We start from the raw sequence: 20224 nt of genomic DNA, 5'->3' as shown, positions 1-20224 counted from the left end.
AAAGGAGTCTTGGCAATTATAGAAGTAATGGTATTGCAATAGCATAGCAATTTATAAACTCTGCGTCATCTTTCTGAAAAAAAAGGAGGGGTTATTATGTACGCGTCGTTTAAAAGATGCATGATGTTGATTACTACATTCATTTTACTCGTTACTCCTATTAGTATTGTAAGCGCTGAAGCAAATACTACGCCGAATTATGGTGGGGTGCTTCCGCCAAAAGAAACATTTAATCCAGGAGATTGGTTTTTAGGTGAGAAGCCTTTAAATTATGATGAAAATAGGCCACCGATTGTTTTTGTACAAGGAAGAAATGGAAGTGCGGATAGTTGGTATGGAAAAACAGTTTATCACGATGTAAACGATATGTATGATTATGCGTATCGTGCGGGATATCAAACGGTGTTTGTTCAACTATATGATGCAGCTGGAAAGGGATCTGCAAGTCAGTGGGATAATGGTAAATTATTGGCTGCAAAGCTAGAAGAGATTTATAATCATTTTGGTAAAAAAGTGAATATTGTGGCTCATAGTAAAGGTGGAATTGACACCCAAGCAGCGCTCATTCAATACGGTGCGAATCGTTTTGTAGGAAATGTTATTACACTAGCTTCGCCGCATTATGGGTCAAATTTAGCAGACTTATCCTATAGTTGGTGGGCGGGGTGGTTGGCTTCATTACTCGGACAAAGAGACGATGGCACTTATTCTTTACAAACAGGTGAAATGGCACAATTTCGTTCTGTAATAGATAACAATCCAAACGCTAAATTAAATCGTTATTATACAGTTGCAGGTACAAGTTGGGGACCGGCTTTCTCTGCTCTATCTTTAGGTGGGTTATATCTTTCTGCGTATGGCTCTAATGATGGTTTAGTGAATGAATGGAGTACAAAATTACCGTATGGAACACATTTATTTACCGATTCTAGATTTGACCATGATAATATTCGAAAAGGTTCAGCCGTCTTTTCTCGAATTGAATCGTATTTACGTACTTCTACTGCTACATTCGTTCCTCCTTATACTTTAAATAATAATAGAGAATTTGTTGATAATTTAAATACTACATCTAATCAAAGCATTTTAGGTGGAGAACTGGAGCCGAATAAATGGATTGATCAAACAATTACGGTAGATACAAAAACAGAAGGTGTGGTCTCTGTGTTGACAGCATCTTCAGAAGTGAAAGTACAACTTATTTCTCCGACGGGCAAAGTATATACGAATAAAGATAGTAAGTTTACGGTTGGAGACGAAACTTCCTACTTTAAGGGGGCGTCCATTCGGACATTTAAAATTAATCAAATGGAAACCGGAGAATGGCATGTTAAACTAATGACCACACATACAAAAGATGCTTATATGGTTGTTAGTGATTATAAACAAACAGCGCCGTTTACATTGAAAATGCCAGGGAAAATTAAAGCTGATAAAGTTGAATTTCAATTGAAGCAATCTACTAAAGAACTAGGAAAACAAGAGAATCTTTCTTTTACTGTTCGAGTTGTTGATCGAGAAGGGAATTTAGTATTACAATCGAACCAGCTGCAAAGGTTAGATGAGGCTGCATTCAAAGGCCTTTTGGATCATATAAAAAAATCAGATGTATATAATATGACGATTGATATTAAAGGTATTAACGCAGAAGGTAAAGCTTATACTCGTACAATTGTGCGTTCTGTGTATATTGAAAAATAAATCGTAATTACGAAAAAAGTACGGTTTGATGGCCATCATGTGCTGTTATTCTTTTTTTAAAGATAGAGGTAATGGCAAGAAGACTGTAAACGTTTTGGTCTAAGTACAGTGTAATAAACGTTTATGAAAAATCTCCTACATGATGGGATGTTTTTACTTTACAATAAAAGAAGCTTTCGAAAAACCTTGTAATGTCGAGGTTTCGGGGGCTTCTTTTTTATGATTGATTCTTCTTAAGTTCTTGACTTTTTTCTACATATGTTTTCCTCCGGTCTTAAATCAGTTGAGAGATAACTTGTTCACTTTTTATAGTAAATAAAGTATGCAAAATTTATCCAAATTTTACAGATCGTTATTATAATACGTAGTATAATAGATTAAAAATGTTTTTAAAATTTTAGGTGATATCTACCTAATCTATAAAGGAGAAAAAGATGGAATATGTATTCATATGTGTGATTTTAGCATTGTTAGTTGGAATATTTGTATTGTTTTATAAGAATAAACAGTTAGAATCTGACAAGCAACAAGTGGAGTTTGAAAGGACACAATCAATAGAAAACTACCAAAGTGAAATTGCTGCAACAGTAGCTACTTATGAGGAAAAACAAGAGACGTTAAAAAGTGTAGAACGAAAAAAGTATAACAATTTAAAAGAGAGTACAGCAAGAGAACTGGAAAATGTGAGAATGATGAAAAATCAATTAGCTGTGCAGCATAATAAGGAACGTAATGAGATGCAACAAAAACATAGTAATGAGATTCATTTGCTACAAAACCTTGTTACAGAGTTAAGAGCGTATTCCAAAAATAGCGAAGAAATGAATACACATGAAATATTAACTTATATGAAACGGGGATTTGTTCAGGAAGGCCTTATAACTGGAGAGGAGCTCTATATTATTCCGAATGTATTTGTACTAAATACTGATAGTGAAGCAGAAAATAAAAGTGGCTATACTCGAATTGATCATCTTGTATTATGTACGACTGGAATTTATGTTATTGAGACGAAAGAATGGCAGGGACGACTGATACATGGAGTGACGAAAGAGAATGCCGGTGTATATTCGTTTATGATTGATGAGATTGGTAAGTATCAAAAGGAAGAGACGTTTACTTTTGTTTCAGAGCGATCATCAGACGGAAATTCATTGAGTTTAAGAGTCGAGAATGAAGGAAATCCAGCATATAAAATAAAACATGCGTCCTCTGTTTTATATGATTGCCTTAAAGAAAGCTATCAGCAAGAAGTTAAAGAAGAAATTAAGCCTCTTTTATATTTCGGTAATGAGACGAACGGAAATAGGAATGAAGTGATTGATCTTTCTAATGAAGCACTCCCACGGCTGAAGGGAAGAGAGCAGCTAGTTACTTATTTTAGAAATGAAAAATTAAAAGAAAAAGAATTATATACGGCAAAAGAATTAGAAGATATAAAAGAAGTCATTGAACGTATGAATTATATGAAACTCTGAGAGGGTTAAAAGTTCAAATTTAAAATGAAGGCGGTTCTTTCTTGAAGAAACATAAAAATACTTTATTGTGGGGAATATTATATCTTTATGTTTTTGTGTATTTATTCATATATCTTGCTTTCATTCTTTTAATTGCTATCAGTCATTTAACTTATAGTGTAGAGAGTATATCGATTGTAATATTACCATTTGTTATTTTGTTGTTTATTGAATGGATAATTTGGAAGGCTTCTTTAAATAAAAAGAATGAAAAGCAAAAGAGAGATCTCAAAACTATAACAGTTGTTGGGGCGAGCCTATTTTTGTGCTGTGCTATGCAACTTGGAATAAATGAATACAACTCAAAATTCGATAGAGATGTATGGATAGAGAAAGAAAACAAAAGAGTGTATATAGTAGATGACCTTTTAGAAAAACATCAATTGGTAGGAAAATCAAAGCAAGAAATATTACAATTGTTAGGTAAGCCAACAGAAACAGAGAGTTTTATGAAAACGAATCAAATTGTTTATTATCTAGGAGATGAACGGGGCTTGATTCGAATTGATAGTGAGCGTTTAATTGTTAATTTTGATGAAAAAGATAGAGTAATAGAATATAAGATTCACAAAGACTAATTGCTATCGATTAGGATTGTGAAAGAAATTGAGTGAAAGATTAATACAACAAAAATGGCAAATGATGTATAATTAATTATGTTGAATATAGAGATATTGGGAAGGAGATATATGTATATATGGAAGATTTACAAACACTCGGTTCATTCTTTTTAGGCCTAGGTACTATGTTCGCGGGATTAGGGGTACTGCTTGCAGGTTTTGGTGTGTATACAAAGTTTTCACGTGAATCAAAATGATGAAAGCATCCGTACAGGATGCTTTTTTATTTTTTTTCAATATGTTATAAAAAGGAATCATACATTCTTTATGGAATTTAAGGAATGAAAATAGGAGGGAGAGTGTATATATAGATGCATTGGAACAATTTTATAATTTTAGATTCCAGTTCCGTGACGAAATATTATCAATGAAAAGTAAAGATTTTAGGAAACAAGAATGAAAAGGAGGTAAGACGGTGAAAAACGTACCGACTGAAGTCCTGAGTAAGGAATTAATGGAACGAGAAGGTGTTATATCAATTACAGTTAAAGAATTTGAGAAGATTGAAGTAGCTGGAGTGGTGGTATCTGGACCAGCTGTCATTTTAATTAATCAAGATTAGTTGAGTACATATGATGAATATAGGAAAATAATGAAAAGCGTCCTATGTGGATGCTTTTTTGTTTGCGTAAAAAAAGCGATATATCAGATAATAGAGCTACTGGAGGGAAAGAAAGTGGCTATTATTATAACAATGTTTTTAATGGGGATTTTATTAGGGTTTGTTGGAGCAGGCGGTGCTGGATTTATTATTGGGGTACTGACTCTCATATTTCAAGTTCCAATTCATGTAGCCCTTGCAACATCATTAACCGCAATGGCATTTACAACATTTTCAGGAGTGGTGAGTCATTATAGAGAAGGAAATGTTGTATTGAGAATTGGTAGTATTGTTGGGGGATTTGGAGCAGTTGGATCATATATTGGTTCTAAATTTGGTGCAGTGATTCCAGCACACCTTCTTCATTGGTTTACGGCTGGTATGTTGTTTTTATCAGCAATATTTATGTTCATTCGATTACTTTTTTTCAAAATCAAAAGAAATTGTCTATGAGCATAGTAAAGAAATTATCTATCATTAGAAAATGTATTTTGTTAGGGCTAGTAACTGGAGGATTAGCAGGTGCATTTGGGATAGGGTCAGCGCCTTTTATTCAACTAGGACTAATGGTGTTGTTAGGTTTAACAATTCAACAGTCAGTCGGGACTACAATGCTTATTATTTTACCAATTGCCATTGGGGGCGGATTTGGATATAGTTCTGAGGGGTATTTAGATTATCTATTATTGGTACAAGTTTTAATTGGAACAATGCTTGGAGCATATATAGGAGCGAAGTTTACCAATTATGCACCTCGTATTATTTTGAAATTTTCGATGATTATGACGCCCATTCTAGCTGGATGTATGTTATTAATAGAATAAGTTATAAAGAATATTGGGGAGGAAAGTGGTGTGTCTGTTCATCTTCATAAATTGTTATGTACAAGTTTTTGGATTGCGTTACTTATATCAGGAATATGTCCAAAAGATTTTTTTACATGGTGTTTAGAAGTCGCACCAGCATTTATTGTAGTACTCATTTTAATGATTACATATCGACGTTTTCGATTTACAACGTTCACATATGTATGGATTTTTATTCATATGTTAATATTGCTCATTGGGGGACATTATACATACGCAGAAGTACCACTATTCAACTATTTTCGTGATACATTTGATTTAGAAAGAAATTATTACGACCGTGTTGGGCATTTCATGCAAGGGTTTGTTCCAGCTTTAATAGCGAAAGAAGTACTTGTAAAAGTAGTTGAGGTTCAGAAAAAAGGGTGGTTAGAACTACTTGTGATATCAATTTGCTTAGCATTTAGTGCACTATATGAATTGTTAGAGTTTGCAGTCGCAAAATTAACAGGGACAGGAGCAGAAGCATTTCTTGGAACGCAAGGAGATGTTTGGGATACACAATGGGATATGACATTTGCATTAATTGGAGCGATATTAGCACTGATAGTTTTCCGTAGTAAGGAAACTATATAGTAATTTATTAATATGTTTTACGTATGAATTATGTAAGTAATTCATATTTCTCATATAAAAGGATTTGCTATAATATAATGAGTGTAACGTTCGAGTATTCGACGTATTACTAATATTATATCCCTATCCCTTTTCTAAAAATGCGAACAAGTTTTGCCCTATTCTATTCAATATTTTATTGTATAGAAATATATTGTTCGATGCCCATTATGGAACGTACATAATGGTGAAATCCCGATCCTTAAAGAGGATGCCCCTAATCTTCATGTGAAAATATGATCGGATAAAGAAAGCTGACCAACATATGGTCAGCTTTCTTTTTTGTTTCCAACTAATTCCTCTGTAATTTCTGTTTGTAATAGAAGTGTTTTTCCAAATCGGCGTTTGCATTCATCTGTCACTTTTTGAACGGCAAGCGCATGGGAGGTAGCAGACACGGTGACAGTTGCCCGCCTAGATTTTCGATTTTCTTCACAAAAGACACATTCCACAACATATTTAGAAATCATCTTTTCATCCTTTCGTCTGAATTTCAAGGAATGAGCTATCTTTGAAGTTGTTATAGTTCTTCGTTGTAAAAATTAATTTTCCCCCTATTTCCAAGGAGAAGAATAAAGAAAAGAGAATATTAGGAATAGGAGGGAGAGGAAATGAAAACATGGATTGGGACAGCAGCTATATGTATAAATCAGAAAAATGAAATTTTGATGGTATTACAAGGAAAGAAAGACGAACCAAAAAGGTGGTCAGTGCCAAGTGGGGGACAAGAGAAAGGGGAAACATTAGAGGAGTGTTGCGTTCGAGAAGTATGGGAAGAAACTGGATATCAGGTAGAAATTATAAATAAAATATATGAAAAAAAGGGTATAACATACGGTGTACCTGTTCATGTACATTATTATCTTGTGAAACAAATAGGAGGGTTTATGAATATACAGGATCCAGACGGATTAATTCACGAGATTAATTGGAAGGATGTTACTGAATTGGGGTATATTTCTTTATCTTTTCCAGAAGACTATGAGTTGCTAGTGAGGCATATAAATGCCTACTTTTTATAGTACGTTTTAGTTCATTATTTGTATTGCTTAATTGCGTCATTGTTTTCCTCACTTTCATAATTGATAGGGTGAAAATTGATGTGTTTCCGTTTTTAAATTGTTATTTTTATTTTTTGAAAATTCGACAACTTAATTGATTTCAGTTTGGATTTTTGCTAAATTGATAGTAAATTGAGGTTACTAATATATTACAAGTAAAGTTGAGGCGAGTTATGGTACAGTCCATTGATCGAGCGATAGGTATTATTAAGTTATTAAATTCTACAAATGAAAAAGAGTATTGGGCTATCTCTGATATAGCTGATAGAACACATCTCCCGGTTAGTACAGTACATAGGTTACTTAACTCTCTAATGGAGCACGGATTAGTTACACAAATTTCAGAAACAAAACAGTACACAACTGGACCAATGTGGATGGAAATAGGATTACGTCAATTAGAGAAGGTAGACTACAGATCTGTTGCAAGAGAAGTGATGAAGCGTTTGGCTGCTGAAGTTGAAGAAAGTGTTTATTTGAATATTCCAAATGGAACACATTCTATTATTATTGAAAGAATAGATAGTCCTTTAAAAATTCGAGTTATCGATAACTTAGGGGAACAGATTCCTCTTTCGATTGGCGCCGCAAATAAAACGATGCTTGCTAATATGAAAACGAATGAAATGGAACACATTGTAGAACATTTACTTTCTTCTTTACCAGAACAAAAGCAAGTTCTTTTTAATCAACTAAAGCAGATAAGAAATGAAGGATATGCTGTGAGTTATAGTGAAAAAACAGAAGGGACAGCTTCAGTAGCTGCACCAATTATAGGATTTAATCATAAAGTAGTAGGAGCATTAAGTATTGGGTTAATTAGTCATCGCATTAATAATGATCGACTATCATTTCTTATTAGTAAGGTAAAACAAGCGGCTAGTGAAATATCAATAAAAATCGGCAGAACATCAGAATAATAATTTTGATAGCCTGTCGTCATTTTTTATTCATATAGCGGAAATGGATTTCATAATGTGGAAAAAAGGGGGATTTATATGTCAAAATGGCAATCAAAAGAACAATTGGTTCAATTATTAAGCAATCTTGTTGAAATTCCTAGTATTACTGGCTCGGAAGCTGAAGTTATATTGCCTGATTTTGTTGTAGAACAATTATCTGACTTACACTATTTCAAACAAAACCCGCATCATTTGCAAAAAAATCCGACTGGGGATGGACGATATTTTGTTACCGCTCTAGTAAAGAAAAATAATAGTACAAAAAATACAGTAATTCTTGTTAGTCATTTTGATGTTGTAGATGTACAAGATTATGGAGTGTGGAAAGCAGATGCATTTAACCCTAAAAAATTAACATCTATGTTTTATTCTCACAAAGATGAATTGCCAGATCATGTACGTGAAGATATAGCACAAGGGGATTGGTTATTTGGTAGAGGAACAATGGATATGAAATGTGGTCTAGCTTTGCAAATGGCGATGGTTGAGCAAGCTTGTGAAGGAAGATTTGATGGAAATGTCCTTTTATTGACTGTTCCAGATGAAGAAGTGAACTCTGTAGGGATGAGGGCTGCTGTTCCAAGATTATTAGATTTAGCAAAAGAACATAACTTAGAATATAAAACAGTCCTAAATTCAGAACCTATGTTTTCTCGATATCCAAGTGATCAAAATAAGTATATTTACACTGGCTCTATTGGTAAGGTGTTGCCTGGTTTTCTTTGCTATGGAAAAGAAACACATGTAGGTGAACCTTTTGCAGGATTAAATGCAAATTATATGGCTTCATTATTAACAGCTGAATTAGAATTGAATACGGAACTTTGTGATATTGTAGAAGGAGAAGCGAGTCCCCCGCCCACTAATTTATTTCAGAGGGACTTGAAGGAGGATTATTCTGTACAAATTCCTCATCGTGCAGTTACATTATTTAATTTGTTTTTACTAGAAAAAACGATGATGGATGTAATTGCATTGTTACATCAAAAGGTAACGAAAGTAGCAGAGAAAATTGAAGAGTCGTATGAGAAGCAAGCATATCGTTTTTCTAAGTATAATCCGTTCATACCGCCTAATCTTAAAGTAAATGTATTAACGTATGAAGAACTTATCGCTTATGCAATTAAACAACATGGGCAAGAAAAAATAGATAGTATTCAATCTACTGTTATAAAAAATAGAGAAGATAAAGATGATCGTGCGGTAACAATTGATTTGGTTGATAAATTAGCTATTTTATGTAAAGAAAAGGCACCAATGATTGTACTTTTCTTTGCCCCACCATACTACCCAGCTGTGAGCTCACACCACAATCCTTTGATTAAAGAAGTAGTTGAAGAAATGGAAAGGTATGCTCACTACAGTCATGGAATTACTTTTAAAAATCAAAATTATTTTGGCGGAATTTCAGATTTAAGCTATGTGGGCTTACAGTACCCAGTTGATTCAATGAGCTCACTTGTTGAAAATATGCCATTATGGAATAAAGGTTATTCAATTCCGCTTCAGGAATTAGAAAAATTTGATGTTCCAGTATTAAATATGGGACCAGTAGGAAGAGATGCACACCAATGGACAGAGCGCTTAGACATAAATTACGCATTTGAAACGTTACTGGATATGTTACCAATATGTATTGAAAAATTACTAGTTCCTAATAAAATTGCACAGTCATAGTTGTGTCTGTATAAGAGAGGAAGAAATTTAAATCGAGATTTCAATTAAAATTAAGAAAAGGATAGAAACTGTAGCGCTATACTACAGTTTCTATCCTTTTTCTTGTAATAATTTATTTTTATCTCACTATTTGTGGGCGGTAAGTCCTCACTTTATCCAAAGCCCGATTAATCGGGATAAATAAAATAAAAGAATCGTGTGGTTTATTGTAACCAAGATAAGCAAAGTGGCACAATGACTAAACTTGCCCCAGCTGTTAGAAGCATGGATAAACTTGCAATTGTACCTTCAACTGGTCCGATTTCAAATGCTTTTGAAGTACCAGTTCCGTTTGCGCTAGTACCTAGCATAATACCTTTCGCAATGGATGTTTTAATGCGGCATATGCGAATAAGAGAAGGACCTAAGAGTGCTCCCGTTAGTGCTGTAAGTACAACGAATACAGCTGTTAATTGTGACATACCGCCAATCATTTCTGAGATCGCCATTGCAATCGGTGTTGTGACAATGTGCGGTGCTAAGCTTTGTTCCAGTGATGAATCAATATGAAAAGCATCTGCCAGAAGAGCCGAAGTAATAACAGATAATAATGAACCAACAATGACGTTAATTAAAATTGCACTTGCATATTTTTTTAATAAATCAAAATATTTATAGATTGGCCATGCAAAAGCTACCGTTGCTGGTTTTAATAGTTCAGTTAACCATTGACCGCCAGAATTGTATGTTTCATAAGATGTATCGAGTCCAAGTAATAACGCAATTAAAACAATTGGACAAACGAGAAGTGGTGAAAGTATACTCCAATTCCAGCACCAATAAAGTTTCTTAGAAATCCAATATGTCAATAGTGTTAATAGTAAACAAAAAAAGCCAATCATTATGCTGATCCTTTCCGCTTTAATAGCATTTCTGTTAAGATTCCAGTGACGAGTGTTACACAAAGGGTACTAATCATGATAATCAAAATGAGATCGATACCATATTGTGATAATGTATCTTTGTAGCGGATAACAGCCACGGCAGAAGGAATAAAAAATAAGATAAGTTCTTTTAATAAAAAGTCTGCTCCATCTTGAATCCATTCTTTTTTCACCAAGTTAAATTTTAATGATATTAACAATAAGAAAATGCCGATAATACTTCCTGGAATTGGGAGGTGTGCCTGCTTTGCGATCCATTCACCTGTCCAAGCGAAACAAAATAAGAGTAAGGTTTGTCCGCTTAATTTCCACCATTTCATACAGTAACACCTCTTTCGTTTTTTTACATAAAAATTGTAAAAAAAATTAACAATTTCTACTATAAATCCTTTCGAAATATTTGTCTAATATATAAATTATATGTTATTAATTTATTATACATATTAATCGAAAAGAGGATCCAAAATGGAATTACGGCATTTGCAATATTTTGTTGTTGTGGCAGAAGAGTTACATTTTGGGCGGGCAGCTGCTCGCTTGCAAATGACACAGCCACCGCTAAGTCAACAAATTCAGCAATTAGAGAAAGAGATGGGGGTTACATTATTTTCAAGAACGAAGCGGAAAGTTGAGCTGACAGAAGCAGGAGAAATGTTTTTAAAAGAAGTGAAAAAAGCATTTGATCAAATTGAGAAGGCGGTAGAAGTTGCACAAAGTGCACAAAGGGGAGAGGTTGGATCACTTTCAATTGGGTTTGTAGGGGCAGCTATATATGATATTTTACCGTCTATTGTTAGGGAGTATCGAGAGAAGTTCCCGAGAGTATCTGTTGCACTGCATGAATTATCGACACCAGATCAGGTTCATGCGCTTCATGATAATCGAATTGATGTTGGATTTTTACGTCCACCAATTAATACGCAATTACTAGAATTAGAGCCCATTCAAAAGCTTTCGTGTACATTATGTTTACCAAAAGCGCATCCACTAGCAGAGAAAGAAGAAATTCATATTGAAGATTTACAAGATGAGCCATTTGTGTTCATAACTAGACCGGTTTGGCCTGCATTATACGATACGATTTTATCATTATGTAGGAACGCTGGATTCAGCCCACACATTGTACAGGAAGCAACAGAGTACCAAACTGTTATGGGGCTTGTAGCAGCGGGAATTGGATTAACAGTGATTCCGGTTTCTGCGAATAAGTTGTATAAAACAGAAGTTGTATATAAGGCTATATATGATTCTAATTTTATAGCAGAGATGTCGGTTGCATATCGGAAGTCAAATAGTAATCCTGAGTTGCTAGAGTTTTTAAAAATTGCAAGGGAGAAAAAGCGAATAGAAGTGGAGAATGATAAGTAAGGTGGCACAAATGTGTTAAAAGAGGAGATACTATTGTGGTGTATCTCCTTTTTTATTTCAATACTGAATAGGTAGACATGTTCATTTTCTAGAATTAATTGTTGGCGTGAGCTTTCATCATCCATAGAGAGTGAAGATATATGATTTTTATTTGTTTTTATCCAAGCAGCAAGAACTGTTCTTGTATTATATTTTATTTTTATGGGGCTACTAATTTCTTTAAATGCAGACATTAGGTAAGCTATTTTCAGAAGCGGTCATTTCTGCGACTTAAGACCTAGTAAATATTCCGATTATAGTTCGATGTTAAAAAAGTCATATTTTTATACACTAGTAGTATAGAAGATTGGACGTTATGAAGTAAGGTGGGGGAATCAATTATGTCTTTATTTCGGCTAGCAAGGAAAAATATACAGAACTACGCTGCCCAAAGATTAAAACAATTTATATGGATAGCAATGAGTACCATGCTATATTTTTTTATTATATCTGTCCGATCTAATGAAGCGGTAATAGAAAAAATACAACATAGACCGTTTTTGCTAGCTACGTTATATTATGGGGAAGTACTGTTGTTTTTTGTATGCACTGCTGTTACATACCAAATGACAAAAAGATTCTTAAAAAATAGGAAACAGGAACTACTATTGTATGAAATTGCTGGTATGAAAAAAAGAACGATTTTTTGCTTGTTATCTCAGGAGCAGGTTTTGATTTATGGAGGAGCGATTCTTTTTGGTTTAATTCACGGAATGTTATTTTTGAAGTTATTTACAGCGATTTTTATAAAGCTAACAGGAGTTCATGGAATAAATAGCATACCTATTACATCATACGCATTATCGGTAGTAACGATGCTAGTGAGTATTATAATCTTATTATCCATATGGCAATGTTATAAGTTTATTCGGAAATTTCCATGTGAACAAGTATATAAAATGGAGAGAAAGGCATGAGATATCATGTCTTTTTCGTCGTTTTACAGCAGAAAATAATCATGATACAGTGTAAGGAACTGAAAAAAGTGTTAGAGAGAAAGGTTGTATAGGATGGTAAATAAACAATCTATAGTGAGAGTAGAACAACTAACAAAGCGAATCGGCTCAAAGACATTAGTAGAAAATATAAGCTTTGAAGTAAAGAAGGGAGAAGTTGTTGGTTTATTAGGACCAAACGGTGCCGGAAAAACAACATTGATGCGAATGATGGTCGGTATGATAAGTATGACTGAAGGAGAAGTATGGATTGACGGACAATCTGTAAAACAAGAGTTTGAAGGTACAGCTATGAAAATCGGTGCCGTAATTGAAAATCCGGAATTTTATCCTTTTTTAAGTGGGTATGAAAACTTAACATATTTTGGACGTATGCAGGGTAATGTTACTGAAGAGCGTATTGACGAGGTAGTCCAATTATTAGGTATGGGACAGGTTATTGATCGTAAAGTAAAAGCGTATTCGCTTGGTATGAGACAGCGTTTAGGAATTGCGCAAGCACTCGTACATAATCCAGATGTACTCATTTTAGATGAACCGACCAATGGACTGGATCCAAGTGGGATTCACGAAATGCGTATGTATATAAAGAAAATTGCTCATGAGCAAGGGAAAGCTGTCCTTGTTTCAAGTCATTTATTATCTGAAGTTGAATTGATGTGTGATCGAGTTATTATTATTCAGCACGGAGAATATGTGGCAACCCAAAATATTCTCCGTAATGAAAACGAAGAGATGGATATGATACATATACGCGTGGACGATGTGAAGCAAGCGACTGAACTTTTAAAACATGATGTCACGATTCAAGATAATGAATTGATTATGATTGTGAAAAATGAAGAAATTCCAGATGTGATTCGTACATTAACAGAACAAGGTATTCGTATTTATCGTGTTTATGAAGAAAGAAAAACGCTGGAAGAGAAGTTTTTAGAATTAACAGGGGGAAAGGATATTGTTTAATTTAGTTTACAATGAAATATATAAAATTTTTAAACGGAAGCGAACGATTATTCCATTTGCCATTATTACAATTCTAGTTATAGGTTTGGGATGGGTGTCAGTTAAATATTTTCCATCTTCATCGGGAGATTGGAAAGTAGATTATACAGAAAGAACGGCAGAAATTGAAAAAAAACTTGGGAGTACAAAACAGGATATTTTGAATCAAAAATCAGGAGATGAGCTTGTTAAAGAGTATCAGTTGAAAATGAAGCATTTAGATACGAATACTCCACCAGCAGGCGATTCACCTTTAACCTTTATGAGAGACACAGGTTTAATTGTGTTTCCAATTTTATTACCATTTATTCTTGTATATGCAAGTACAATTTTTGCGAATGAGTACAATTGGGGAACTTATAAATTTTTAATGATTCGCCCGGCAAGTCGATTTAAAATTTTAACAGCGAAGTATATTGCGATTGTTATTTTCTCTGCATTATTATTTATATTTAATATGGTTTTCTCACTTTTATGCGGGTTTATTATTTATAAATTTCAACAACCTGCATGGGTGGAATTTATCATGCAAAATGGTAATATCGTTCAGCAAAATATATTTGTTGATGTGAGTAAGTATTATGTATTAGAATGGTTGCCAACTCTTGTGTATGCAGCATTTGCTTTTATGATTTCTGTTCTAACGAGATCGAGTGGGGGAGCAATTGGTATTTCCTTATTCGTGGCGTTATCTGGTGGAATTATTTTAATACCAGCGTCTAGGTACGAATGGATGAAGTTTTTATTACCAGCTAATACAGATTTATATGGAATCTTAAAGGGTGGTAGTTTCATTCAAGGTGTAACATTCTCATTTGCGTCTTGTATGCTTCTAATTTACTTACTTGTATTCTTAGGTATTTCTTATACTATATTTTTAAAGCGCGATTTAACGTAATAACAGATGAAAAAGCCGTTAGGAAGAATAATCTTAACGGCTTTTCTCTATCTTAATTTGTTAATGATAACAAATTTTTACATTAAAATATTGTATCTTTTACACTACATGATCGTTATTTACAAGAAATTCATAAAGGTAAGATATACTAAAACATGTAAACGCAAATACATACAAAATTCGTGTAGAGGCCATAGTATAACGCAGCGGAGAATGATTTAAAATCGCTATTGTTACTTATGGTCTTTTTGTATGAAAAGGGGGAGAGAAAGTTGAGAAGTGTGGGAAAAAAATTTCTTACTATTGTATCATTATGTATTTTGTTTTTGGTAACAGCCTGCTCCAATTCAAATGTTTCTGGGAAAGAGCAATCAAAAGTTAAGGAGAAAAGTGAAAAAATGAGCAGTGGAAAGACAGAGATTGTATTTTGGCATGCAATGGGTGGAAAAACAAAAGAAGTTTTAGAACAAATTGTTCAAAAGTATAATCAATCTCAAGATAAAGTTGAAGTAAGAGCGTTGTTCCAAGGTACATATGATGAATCGTTTATTAAGTACAAGAATATTGCAGGCACAAAGGATGCACCAGATGTTATTCAAGTTTTTGATGGTGGAACGAAATATATGATTGATAGCGGGAAAATTGAACCGGTTCAAAAGTTCATCGATCAAGATAAGTATGATGTGTCTCAATGGGAACCAAATATTCGCAGTTATTATACAGTAGATAAAAAGCAATATTCGATGCCTTTTAACTCTTCTACACCTGTTATGGTATATAACAAAGATGCATTTAAGGAAGTGGGATTAGATCCAGACCAAGCCCCAAAGACATTTAAAGAAATAGAGGAAGCAGGGAAGAAATTAACGAAAAAAGAAGGGAATCAAGTAAAGCGTTACGGGTTTACTTATTTATTAGATACTTGGTTTTTTGAAGAAATGTTAGCGGTTCAAGGCGGAACTTATGTAAATAATGATAATGGTCGTGCTAAAGCAGCAACGAAAGCAACTTTTAATGGGAAAGAGGGGCAAAGAATTTTAGAGTTTGTCAATAATCTTAATAAAGAAGGTATTAATGGTAACTACGGTTCGGATTGGGATAATACGCGTGCTGCCTTTTTAGCGGGGAAAACAGCAATGTACCTAGATTCTTCAGCTGGTGTGAAGGATATAATTAACAGCGCACCGTTTCAAGTTGGGGTAGCGTATCTACCTTATCCTGAAGATGTTCAAAGGGAAGGTGTTATTATTGGCGGCGCATCATTATGGATGGCCAAAGATATCGGGAAAGAGAAACAAAAAGCGGTTTGGGAGTTTATGAAGTATATGACTACACCATCTATACAAGCAGAATGGCATGTAAACACAGGATACTTCGCGGTAAATCCAAAGGCGTATGAGGAGGAGTTAGTTAAAAAAGAATATGAGAAATATCCACAATTACAAGTAACGGTGAATCAACTTCATGATTCGAAAGTATCACCTGCAACACAGGGCGCGTTAATTACAGTATTTCCAGAATCGCGTCAAAAAGTACAAAAGGCAATGGAAAGTATTATAGAAGGAACAGATGTAAAACAAGCATTAGATCAAGCAGCTAAAGAAACAGACCGCGCTTTAGAAATTGAGAATCGAGCTAAAAAATAATAGGAAATACTAAAAAAGAGGTTTCTCAAATGAGAAGCCTCTTTTCTTTTATGCAGCAACTTTCTTATGTGTATGATGTTTTCGATATCGTCCGCGCATCGCAAATGCAATTTGTGGAATTGCAATACCAACCAAGATAAGTGATACACCAAGCCATTGAGAAGAGAGTACCGCTTCTTTTAAAACAAATACAGACATAATTGTTGTAACAGGTAGTTCAGCTGCACCAAGAATAGTTGCTAATCCAGAACCGATTTTTGGAATGCCAATTGTGAAGGCGATGGATGGAATGACAATACTAAACGTTCCGAGTCCTAAACCATATTTCCAAAGTCCTTGTGAAATAGCCCCGTTAAAAATAAATGTTGGTGGGAATACTATCATTACTAAAGTTAAAGCACCAGCCATTAAGAGAACGCCTCGTGGTAATGATGGTACTTCGACAGCAACTCTACCACTTACAAAAATGTAGGTTGCAAATGTAACAGCAGATAGTAAACCTAATATGATTCCAGTTGTATCGAAATCGCCTGCTGATTTTTCTAATAATCCGCTCGATAAGAATGTACCAGCAAGTAAAAAGAGAACAGAAATAACTTTTTCTCTTGATGGTAATGTTTTTGTTGCCACAGCTTCAATGATAATACCAACCCAAACGAATTGGAATAACAGTATAATGGCAATAGATGCCGGCACAGTTTTCAGTGAAGCGTAATAAAAAATTCCTGTGAAACTTGCAGAGGTTCCAGCGACAAATAAAATAAGCATTTGTTTCAGTGGAACGCGGTGCCTAGAAAATAAGAGTGTAATTCCAAGCAAAATAAACCAACCGAACAAATATTGACTACCAATTACTTCTCCAAGTGAAAAACCATCTGCGTATGCAAGTTTAACAAAGATAGCTAAAATTCCATAGCTACATGCTCCTAATAAAACTAAAAGAGAATAACGAAGCATGAAAATCCCTCCCATCCTATATATTTAATTGTTCTAAAACGGACATATATAACTAGATGGAAGTATACAAAATTAAAAATGAAGGGTCAAATGAAAGAAAAGTGTGACATTTTATAGAATAATAATAAAAATATGATATTTATGCATAATCTTGAAATTTATAATTATAGAAGTATTGTAAGGTAAGGAATGGGCTGTATAAAGTTATCATTTGAAAAAAATATTTTTTTATAGGGAATGTCTTGTATACAGAGGTATCGTAGACGAATCATTTGTTGTTTGGAAGAAGCTTTGATATGTTAATGAATAACAGAATACATTTATAATAGAAGAAAAATGAAAACGCTTTAGAAAAATAGCAGTGTACAGCTATTTTTTCTTATTAAAACGTTGTAAATAGTGAATTCATGAATTGTACATAGTATTTTCTTTCATTTTTGCTACAATATTGTAGAAGAGAGGAGTGAAACGATGCAAGATATTAATATTTTTTTAGCGTTTGGTGCGGGATTCTTATCATTTATTTCCCCTTGTTGCTTGCCGCTTTATCCAGCATTTTTATCTTACATAACGGGAATGTCGGTTTCTGAATTAAAAGAAGAAAATGCGATGCTCCGTAAAAGAAGTATGATACATACGGCGTTTTTCTTATTTGGATTTTCTATTGTTTTTATCGCAATTGGTTTTGGTACAAGTTTTATTGGATCATTTTTTCAAGATTATAAAGATTTAATTAGACAGTTAGGGGCACTATTCATTATTGTATTCGGACTTGTAATTGTGGGGGTATTTAAACCAAAGTTTTTAATGCAAGATCGAAAATTTACATTTAAAAGTCGTCCTAGTGGTTATATTGGATCTATTTTAATTGGATTGGCATTTGCTGCTGGTTGGACACCTTGTACAGGACCAATTTTAGTAGCTGTAATTGGACTGGCTAGTACGAATCCAGAATCAGCAATGCTATATATGATTGCTTACATACTTGGTTTTGCAATACCGTTCTTTATACTTTCATTTTTTATTACGAAAATGTCTTGGATTAAACGACATAGTGGAACGTTTGTGAAAGTAGGCGGATATATCATGATTGTTATGGGTATATTTTTATACTTTAATTGGATGACAAAAATTATTGCGTATTTCTCAAGTTTATTTGGTGGTTTCACCGGTTTTTAGTATTATCCTGTGAAAATGTTGGAAATACTAGTAGAAAAGCATATAATGAAACTAGATTTTCATATTGCCACAAAAAAGGATGAGAAAGTATGAACATAGTTCTTTTGTCGAGTATTGTTGCTGTTTGTATGGCTGTTGGTGCGATGTTCATTCGTTTAAAAGCAGCGAAGAAACCTGCAACATTGAAAAAAATCATTCTCCCACCATTTTTCATGAGTACGGGGGCACTGATGTACATTTTTCCGGAATTTCGCCTGACACCAGCGGAAATGTTAGAAGCGATCGGTGTAGGTTTGTTTTTCTCAATATTTCTTATTAAAACATCTAAATTTGAAGTGCGTGGACAAGAGATTTACTTGAAACGTTCAAAAGCTTTCGTATTTATTTTAATCGGTTTGCTTGTGGTGCGTATTGTCTTTAAAACATATTTAAGTCAATCGCTTGATTTAGGGCAACTAAGTGGTATGTTCTTCTTACTTGCTTTTGCAATGATTGTATCATGGAGAATTGCTATGTATCGTTCATTTACAAAAGTGCAAAAGGAAATGGAAAAGGAAGATGGTTTTTATAATGAGAAAGATATGAAGTTAACGTAAAAAACCTCAAGATTCCTTGAGGTTTTTTTATTTGGCTAACAGTGATTGATAACGAGAGTAATCAATTTGCTTTTCTTGTAATTTTTTAATGAGAAATTTATGATCTCGTTTTGGAGTTGCTACAATATATCCTTTAATGATTAAATCTTCAGTTATTTTTGAAGCTTTTTCTTGTAATGCAAGTTCTCCAATTTTACCAGCAATTTTTGACCTGGCAACATCACGAAATAGCTCAGGAACAGGACTTACAAGTTCTTCTAACAATTGTTTTTGCTCATCATCCCATAAGTGCCTTGTTTGATCAATATAACGCTCTTCCCAATCTAAAATAGACATGCCATCTTCTTTCGGTAATCGTTTTAAGAATTTTCGGAACATGAAATATCCACCAATAGACATAAGTCCTAGTAAAATAACGGTCCAAATCACAATAAACCAACTAAACCATCCTTCAAGCAAGTATATACCCCCTTTGCGATAGCAGTTTTCCTTTTACTAGTATTATAAGCAGTGAGATTGATAGAAAGCAAGAACGCTTGGCCGTTTTGACCAAGCGTTCTGAATTAAACAAAGTATAGTTGTTCGACACGTAATATATCATTATCATCTTCTAAATATTCAATAATGAGTGTTCCAACTTTACGATCTTTATCTTCAGTGGTGAAAATAGAGTAAGAAGTAAAACGTTTTGTTGATAGGCCGCTAATATGTGTAGGAAGAGAAATGTAGTCGTTATCGCGGAAAAACTCCATGAGTTCAACATCTTCAAATTGTTTTCGATCTACTGCTTGATTTGTGTAGCGACGTTGTAGTTGTTTTAAAGATTCGTTCCAAGAAATTACTTTTGTATCGTATACCATTTGTTCTATCTCCTTACTGTATGTAATCATTAAGAACATATGTTCTATTATAGTATACCCTGTTTTTAATGAAAGGGAAAGCAAAAAATAATGTAAGCTTGGCTTTCCAAGCTTACATAAAAGGCGTTCATAATCGTCTCTATTTTTTATTATAAGCTAGATAGAAATAGGAAACAA

At 33.9% G+C, this 20224-nt stretch carries 21 protein-coding genes and 2 pseudogenes; 16 read left to right on the top strand and 7 right to left on the bottom strand.

The annotated features are described in order from the left end of the window. Positions 1-96: 96 nt before the first annotated feature. The 6 genes and pseudogenes from QRY57_RS18145 (at position 97) to QRY57_RS18120 (ending at position 5881) form a co-directional block, all read left to right on the top strand. A complete protein-coding gene (locus tag QRY57_RS18145; protein WP_286015803.1) occupies positions 97-1701 on the top strand; it encodes a lipase family alpha/beta hydrolase in 1605 nt (534 codons plus the stop codon). A 434-nt stretch (positions 1702-2135) separates the two neighbouring features. Beyond that, on the top strand, positions 2136-3179 hold the full coding sequence (locus QRY57_RS18140) for a nuclease-related domain-containing protein (RefSeq protein WP_286015802.1): 1044 nt from the start codon (positions 2136-2138) through the stop codon (positions 3177-3179). 41 nt (positions 3180-3220) lie between these two features. Continuing rightward, the gene (gene bamE / locus QRY57_RS18135) at positions 3221-3796 is read left to right on the top strand and encodes an outer membrane protein assembly factor BamE domain-containing protein (protein ID WP_286015801.1); all 576 of its coding nucleotides are present in this window, start codon (positions 3221-3223) and stop codon (positions 3794-3796) included. Positions 3797-4253: 457 nt separating this feature from the next. Next, complete coding sequence (locus QRY57_RS18130) at positions 4254-4400, top strand: BC1881 family protein (RefSeq protein ID WP_208019231.1); 147 nt, start codon at positions 4254-4256, stop codon at positions 4398-4400. 114 nt (positions 4401-4514) lie between these two features. Then, positions 4515-5263 (top strand): annotated as a pseudogene (locus tag QRY57_RS18125) (sulfite exporter TauE/SafE family protein). A 30-nt stretch (positions 5264-5293) separates the two neighbouring features. Next, the gene (locus QRY57_RS18120) at positions 5294-5881 is read left to right on the top strand and encodes a DUF2238 domain-containing protein (protein WP_286015800.1); all 588 of its coding nucleotides are present in this window, start codon (positions 5294-5296) and stop codon (positions 5879-5881) included. Between the two features lie 308 nt (positions 5882-6189). On the opposite strand, the gene QRY57_RS18115 is transcribed toward QRY57_RS18120, so the two are convergent. Then, positions 6190-6390: a DUF3903 domain-containing protein gene (locus QRY57_RS18115; RefSeq protein ID WP_090686925.1), complete on the bottom strand. Its 201-nt coding sequence runs from the start codon at positions 6388-6390 to the stop codon at positions 6190-6192. Between the two features lie 141 nt (positions 6391-6531). Between QRY57_RS18115 and QRY57_RS18110 the strand changes: the two genes are divergently transcribed. The 3 genes from QRY57_RS18110 (at position 6532) to QRY57_RS18100 (ending at position 9620) form a co-directional block, all read left to right on the top strand. Beyond that, a complete protein-coding gene (locus tag QRY57_RS18110) occupies positions 6532-6942 on the top strand; it encodes an NUDIX hydrolase (protein WP_286015799.1) in 411 nt (136 codons plus the stop codon). Between the two features lie 212 nt (positions 6943-7154). Beyond that, a complete protein-coding gene (locus QRY57_RS18105) occupies positions 7155-7901 on the top strand; it encodes an IclR family transcriptional regulator (RefSeq protein WP_090686923.1) in 747 nt (248 codons plus the stop codon). Between the two features lie 78 nt (positions 7902-7979). Continuing rightward, complete coding sequence (locus QRY57_RS18100) at positions 7980-9620, top strand: M20/M25/M40 family metallo-hydrolase (protein WP_286015798.1); 1641 nt, start codon at positions 7980-7982, stop codon at positions 9618-9620. Positions 9621-9823: 203 nt separating this feature from the next. Here the strand turns inward: QRY57_RS18100 and QRY57_RS18095 are convergent, their stop codons facing one another. Together QRY57_RS18095 and QRY57_RS18090 are read right to left on the bottom strand one after the other, a co-directional pair. Next, complete coding sequence (locus QRY57_RS18095; protein ID WP_286015797.1) at positions 9824-10501, bottom strand: LrgB family protein; 678 nt, start codon at positions 10499-10501, stop codon at positions 9824-9826. Next, the gene (locus tag QRY57_RS18090; protein ID WP_098301858.1) at positions 10501-10863 is read right to left on the bottom strand and encodes a CidA/LrgA family holin-like protein; all 363 of its coding nucleotides are present in this window, start codon (positions 10861-10863) and stop codon (positions 10501-10503) included. The genes QRY57_RS18095 and QRY57_RS18090 overlap by 1 nt, the downstream gene beginning before the upstream one ends. Positions 10864-11008: 145 nt before the next feature. Here QRY57_RS18090 and alsR point away from each other — a divergent pair, with 145 nt between their 5' ends. Then, positions 11009-11911, top strand: coding sequence for an acetoin biosynthesis transcriptional regulator AlsR (gene alsR, locus QRY57_RS18085; protein ID WP_286015796.1), 903 nt, complete (start codon positions 11009-11011; stop codon positions 11909-11911). A 113-nt stretch (positions 11912-12024) separates the two neighbouring features. Here the strand turns inward: alsR and QRY57_RS27305 are convergent. After that, positions 12025-12144: pseudogene (locus tag QRY57_RS27305) on the bottom strand (hypothetical protein); the annotation flags it as partial. A gap of 147 nt (positions 12145-12291) precedes the next feature. Between QRY57_RS27305 and QRY57_RS18080 the strand changes: the two are divergent. The 4 genes from QRY57_RS18080 (at position 12292) to QRY57_RS18065 (ending at position 16455) form a co-directional block, all read left to right on the top strand. Beyond that, on the top strand, positions 12292-12867 hold the full coding sequence (locus tag QRY57_RS18080) for an ABC transporter permease (RefSeq protein ID WP_286015795.1): 576 nt from the start codon (positions 12292-12294) through the stop codon (positions 12865-12867). A gap of 93 nt (positions 12868-12960) precedes the next feature. After that, the gene (locus QRY57_RS18075; RefSeq protein WP_286015794.1) at positions 12961-13872 is read left to right on the top strand and encodes an ABC transporter ATP-binding protein; all 912 of its coding nucleotides are present in this window, start codon (positions 12961-12963) and stop codon (positions 13870-13872) included. Next, entirely contained in the window at positions 13865-14809 is a 945-nt protein-coding gene (locus tag QRY57_RS18070; protein WP_286015793.1) for an ABC transporter permease, read from the top strand. Before QRY57_RS18075 ends, QRY57_RS18070 begins: the two co-directional genes overlap by 8 nt. A 272-nt stretch (positions 14810-15081) precedes the next feature. Further along, a complete protein-coding gene (locus tag QRY57_RS18065) occupies positions 15082-16455 on the top strand; it encodes an ABC transporter substrate-binding protein (RefSeq protein WP_286015792.1) in 1374 nt (457 codons plus the stop codon). Between the two features lie 48 nt (positions 16456-16503). Here QRY57_RS18065 and QRY57_RS18060 read toward each other — a convergent pair whose 3' ends face one another. After that, positions 16504-17412 carry an EamA family transporter gene (locus QRY57_RS18060; RefSeq protein ID WP_286015791.1) on the bottom strand — a complete coding sequence of 303 codons (909 nt, stop codon included), beginning with the start codon at positions 17410-17412 and terminating at the stop codon, positions 16504-16506. 471 nt (positions 17413-17883) lie between these two features. On the opposite strand from QRY57_RS18060, the gene QRY57_RS18055 reads away from it, so the two are divergent. Both QRY57_RS18055 and QRY57_RS18050 read left to right on the top strand, forming a co-directional pair. Beyond that, positions 17884-18591, top strand: coding sequence for a cytochrome c biogenesis CcdA family protein (locus QRY57_RS18055; RefSeq protein ID WP_026592675.1), 708 nt, complete (start codon positions 17884-17886; stop codon positions 18589-18591). A gap of 89 nt (positions 18592-18680) precedes the next feature. Next, positions 18681-19187, top strand: coding sequence for a CcdC family protein (locus tag QRY57_RS18050; protein WP_026592676.1), 507 nt, complete (start codon positions 18681-18683; stop codon positions 19185-19187). Between the two features lie 27 nt (positions 19188-19214). Here QRY57_RS18050 and QRY57_RS18045 read toward each other — a convergent pair whose 3' ends face one another. Both QRY57_RS18045 and QRY57_RS18040 read right to left on the bottom strand, forming a co-directional pair. Then, positions 19215-19646 (bottom strand): DUF2621 domain-containing protein, encoded by a 432-nt coding sequence (locus QRY57_RS18045; protein WP_026592677.1) that lies wholly within the window; start codon positions 19644-19646, stop codon positions 19215-19217. A 104-nt stretch (positions 19647-19750) separates the two neighbouring features. After that, positions 19751-20047 (bottom strand): hypothetical protein, encoded by a 297-nt coding sequence (locus QRY57_RS18040; protein WP_208018598.1) that lies wholly within the window; start codon positions 20045-20047, stop codon positions 19751-19753. Positions 20048-20224: the final 177 nt, after the last annotated feature.

The organism is Bacillus arachidis (genome assembly GCF_030285945.1).
In the GTDB taxonomy this organism is placed as follows: domain Bacteria; phylum Bacillota; class Bacilli; order Bacillales; family Bacillaceae_G; genus Bacillus_A; species Bacillus_A arachidis.
Note: the sequence above shows the minus strand (reverse complement) of the source record. Positions and strands in the feature narration are given on the sequence as shown.

Coding starts and splice junctions, on each gene's coding strand:
- QRY57_RS18075 (WP_286015794.1), top strand. CDS start 12,961: ATGGTAAATAAACAATCTATAGTGAGAGTAGAACAACTAACAAAGCGA.
- QRY57_RS18080 (WP_286015795.1), top strand. CDS start 12,292: ATGTCTTTATTTCGGCTAGCAAGGAAAAATATACAGAACTACGCTGCC.
- QRY57_RS18095 (WP_286015797.1), bottom strand. CDS start 10,501: ATGATTGGCTTTTTTTGTTTACTATTAACACTATTGACATATTGGATT.
- QRY57_RS18140 (WP_286015802.1), top strand. CDS start 2,136: ATGGAATATGTATTCATATGTGTGATTTTAGCATTGTTAGTTGGAATA.
- QRY57_RS18060 (WP_286015791.1), bottom strand. CDS start 17,412: ATGCTTCGTTATTCTCTTTTAGTTTTATTAGGAGCATGTAGCTATGGA.
- QRY57_RS18090 (WP_098301858.1), bottom strand. CDS start 10,863: ATGAAATGGTGGAAATTAAGCGGACAAACCTTACTCTTATTTTGTTTC.
- QRY57_RS18050 (WP_026592676.1), top strand. CDS start 18,681: ATGAACATAGTTCTTTTGTCGAGTATTGTTGCTGTTTGTATGGCTGTT.
- QRY57_RS18100 (WP_286015798.1), top strand. CDS start 7,980: ATGTCAAAATGGCAATCAAAAGAACAATTGGTTCAATTATTAAGCAAT.
- alsR (WP_286015796.1), top strand. CDS start 11,009: ATGGAATTACGGCATTTGCAATATTTTGTTGTTGTGGCAGAAGAGTTA.
- QRY57_RS18115 (WP_090686925.1), bottom strand. CDS start 6,390: ATGATTTCTAAATATGTTGTGGAATGTGTCTTTTGTGAAGAAAATCGA.
- QRY57_RS18055 (WP_026592675.1), top strand. CDS start 17,884: ATGCAAGATATTAATATTTTTTTAGCGTTTGGTGCGGGATTCTTATCA.
- QRY57_RS18105 (WP_090686923.1), top strand. CDS start 7,155: ATGGTACAGTCCATTGATCGAGCGATAGGTATTATTAAGTTATTAAAT.
- QRY57_RS18110 (WP_286015799.1), top strand. CDS start 6,532: ATGAAAACATGGATTGGGACAGCAGCTATATGTATAAATCAGAAAAAT.
- QRY57_RS18040 (WP_208018598.1), bottom strand. CDS start 20,047: ATGGTATACGATACAAAAGTAATTTCTTGGAACGAATCTTTAAAACAA.
- QRY57_RS18145 (WP_286015803.1), top strand. CDS start 97: ATGTACGCGTCGTTTAAAAGATGCATGATGTTGATTACTACATTCATT.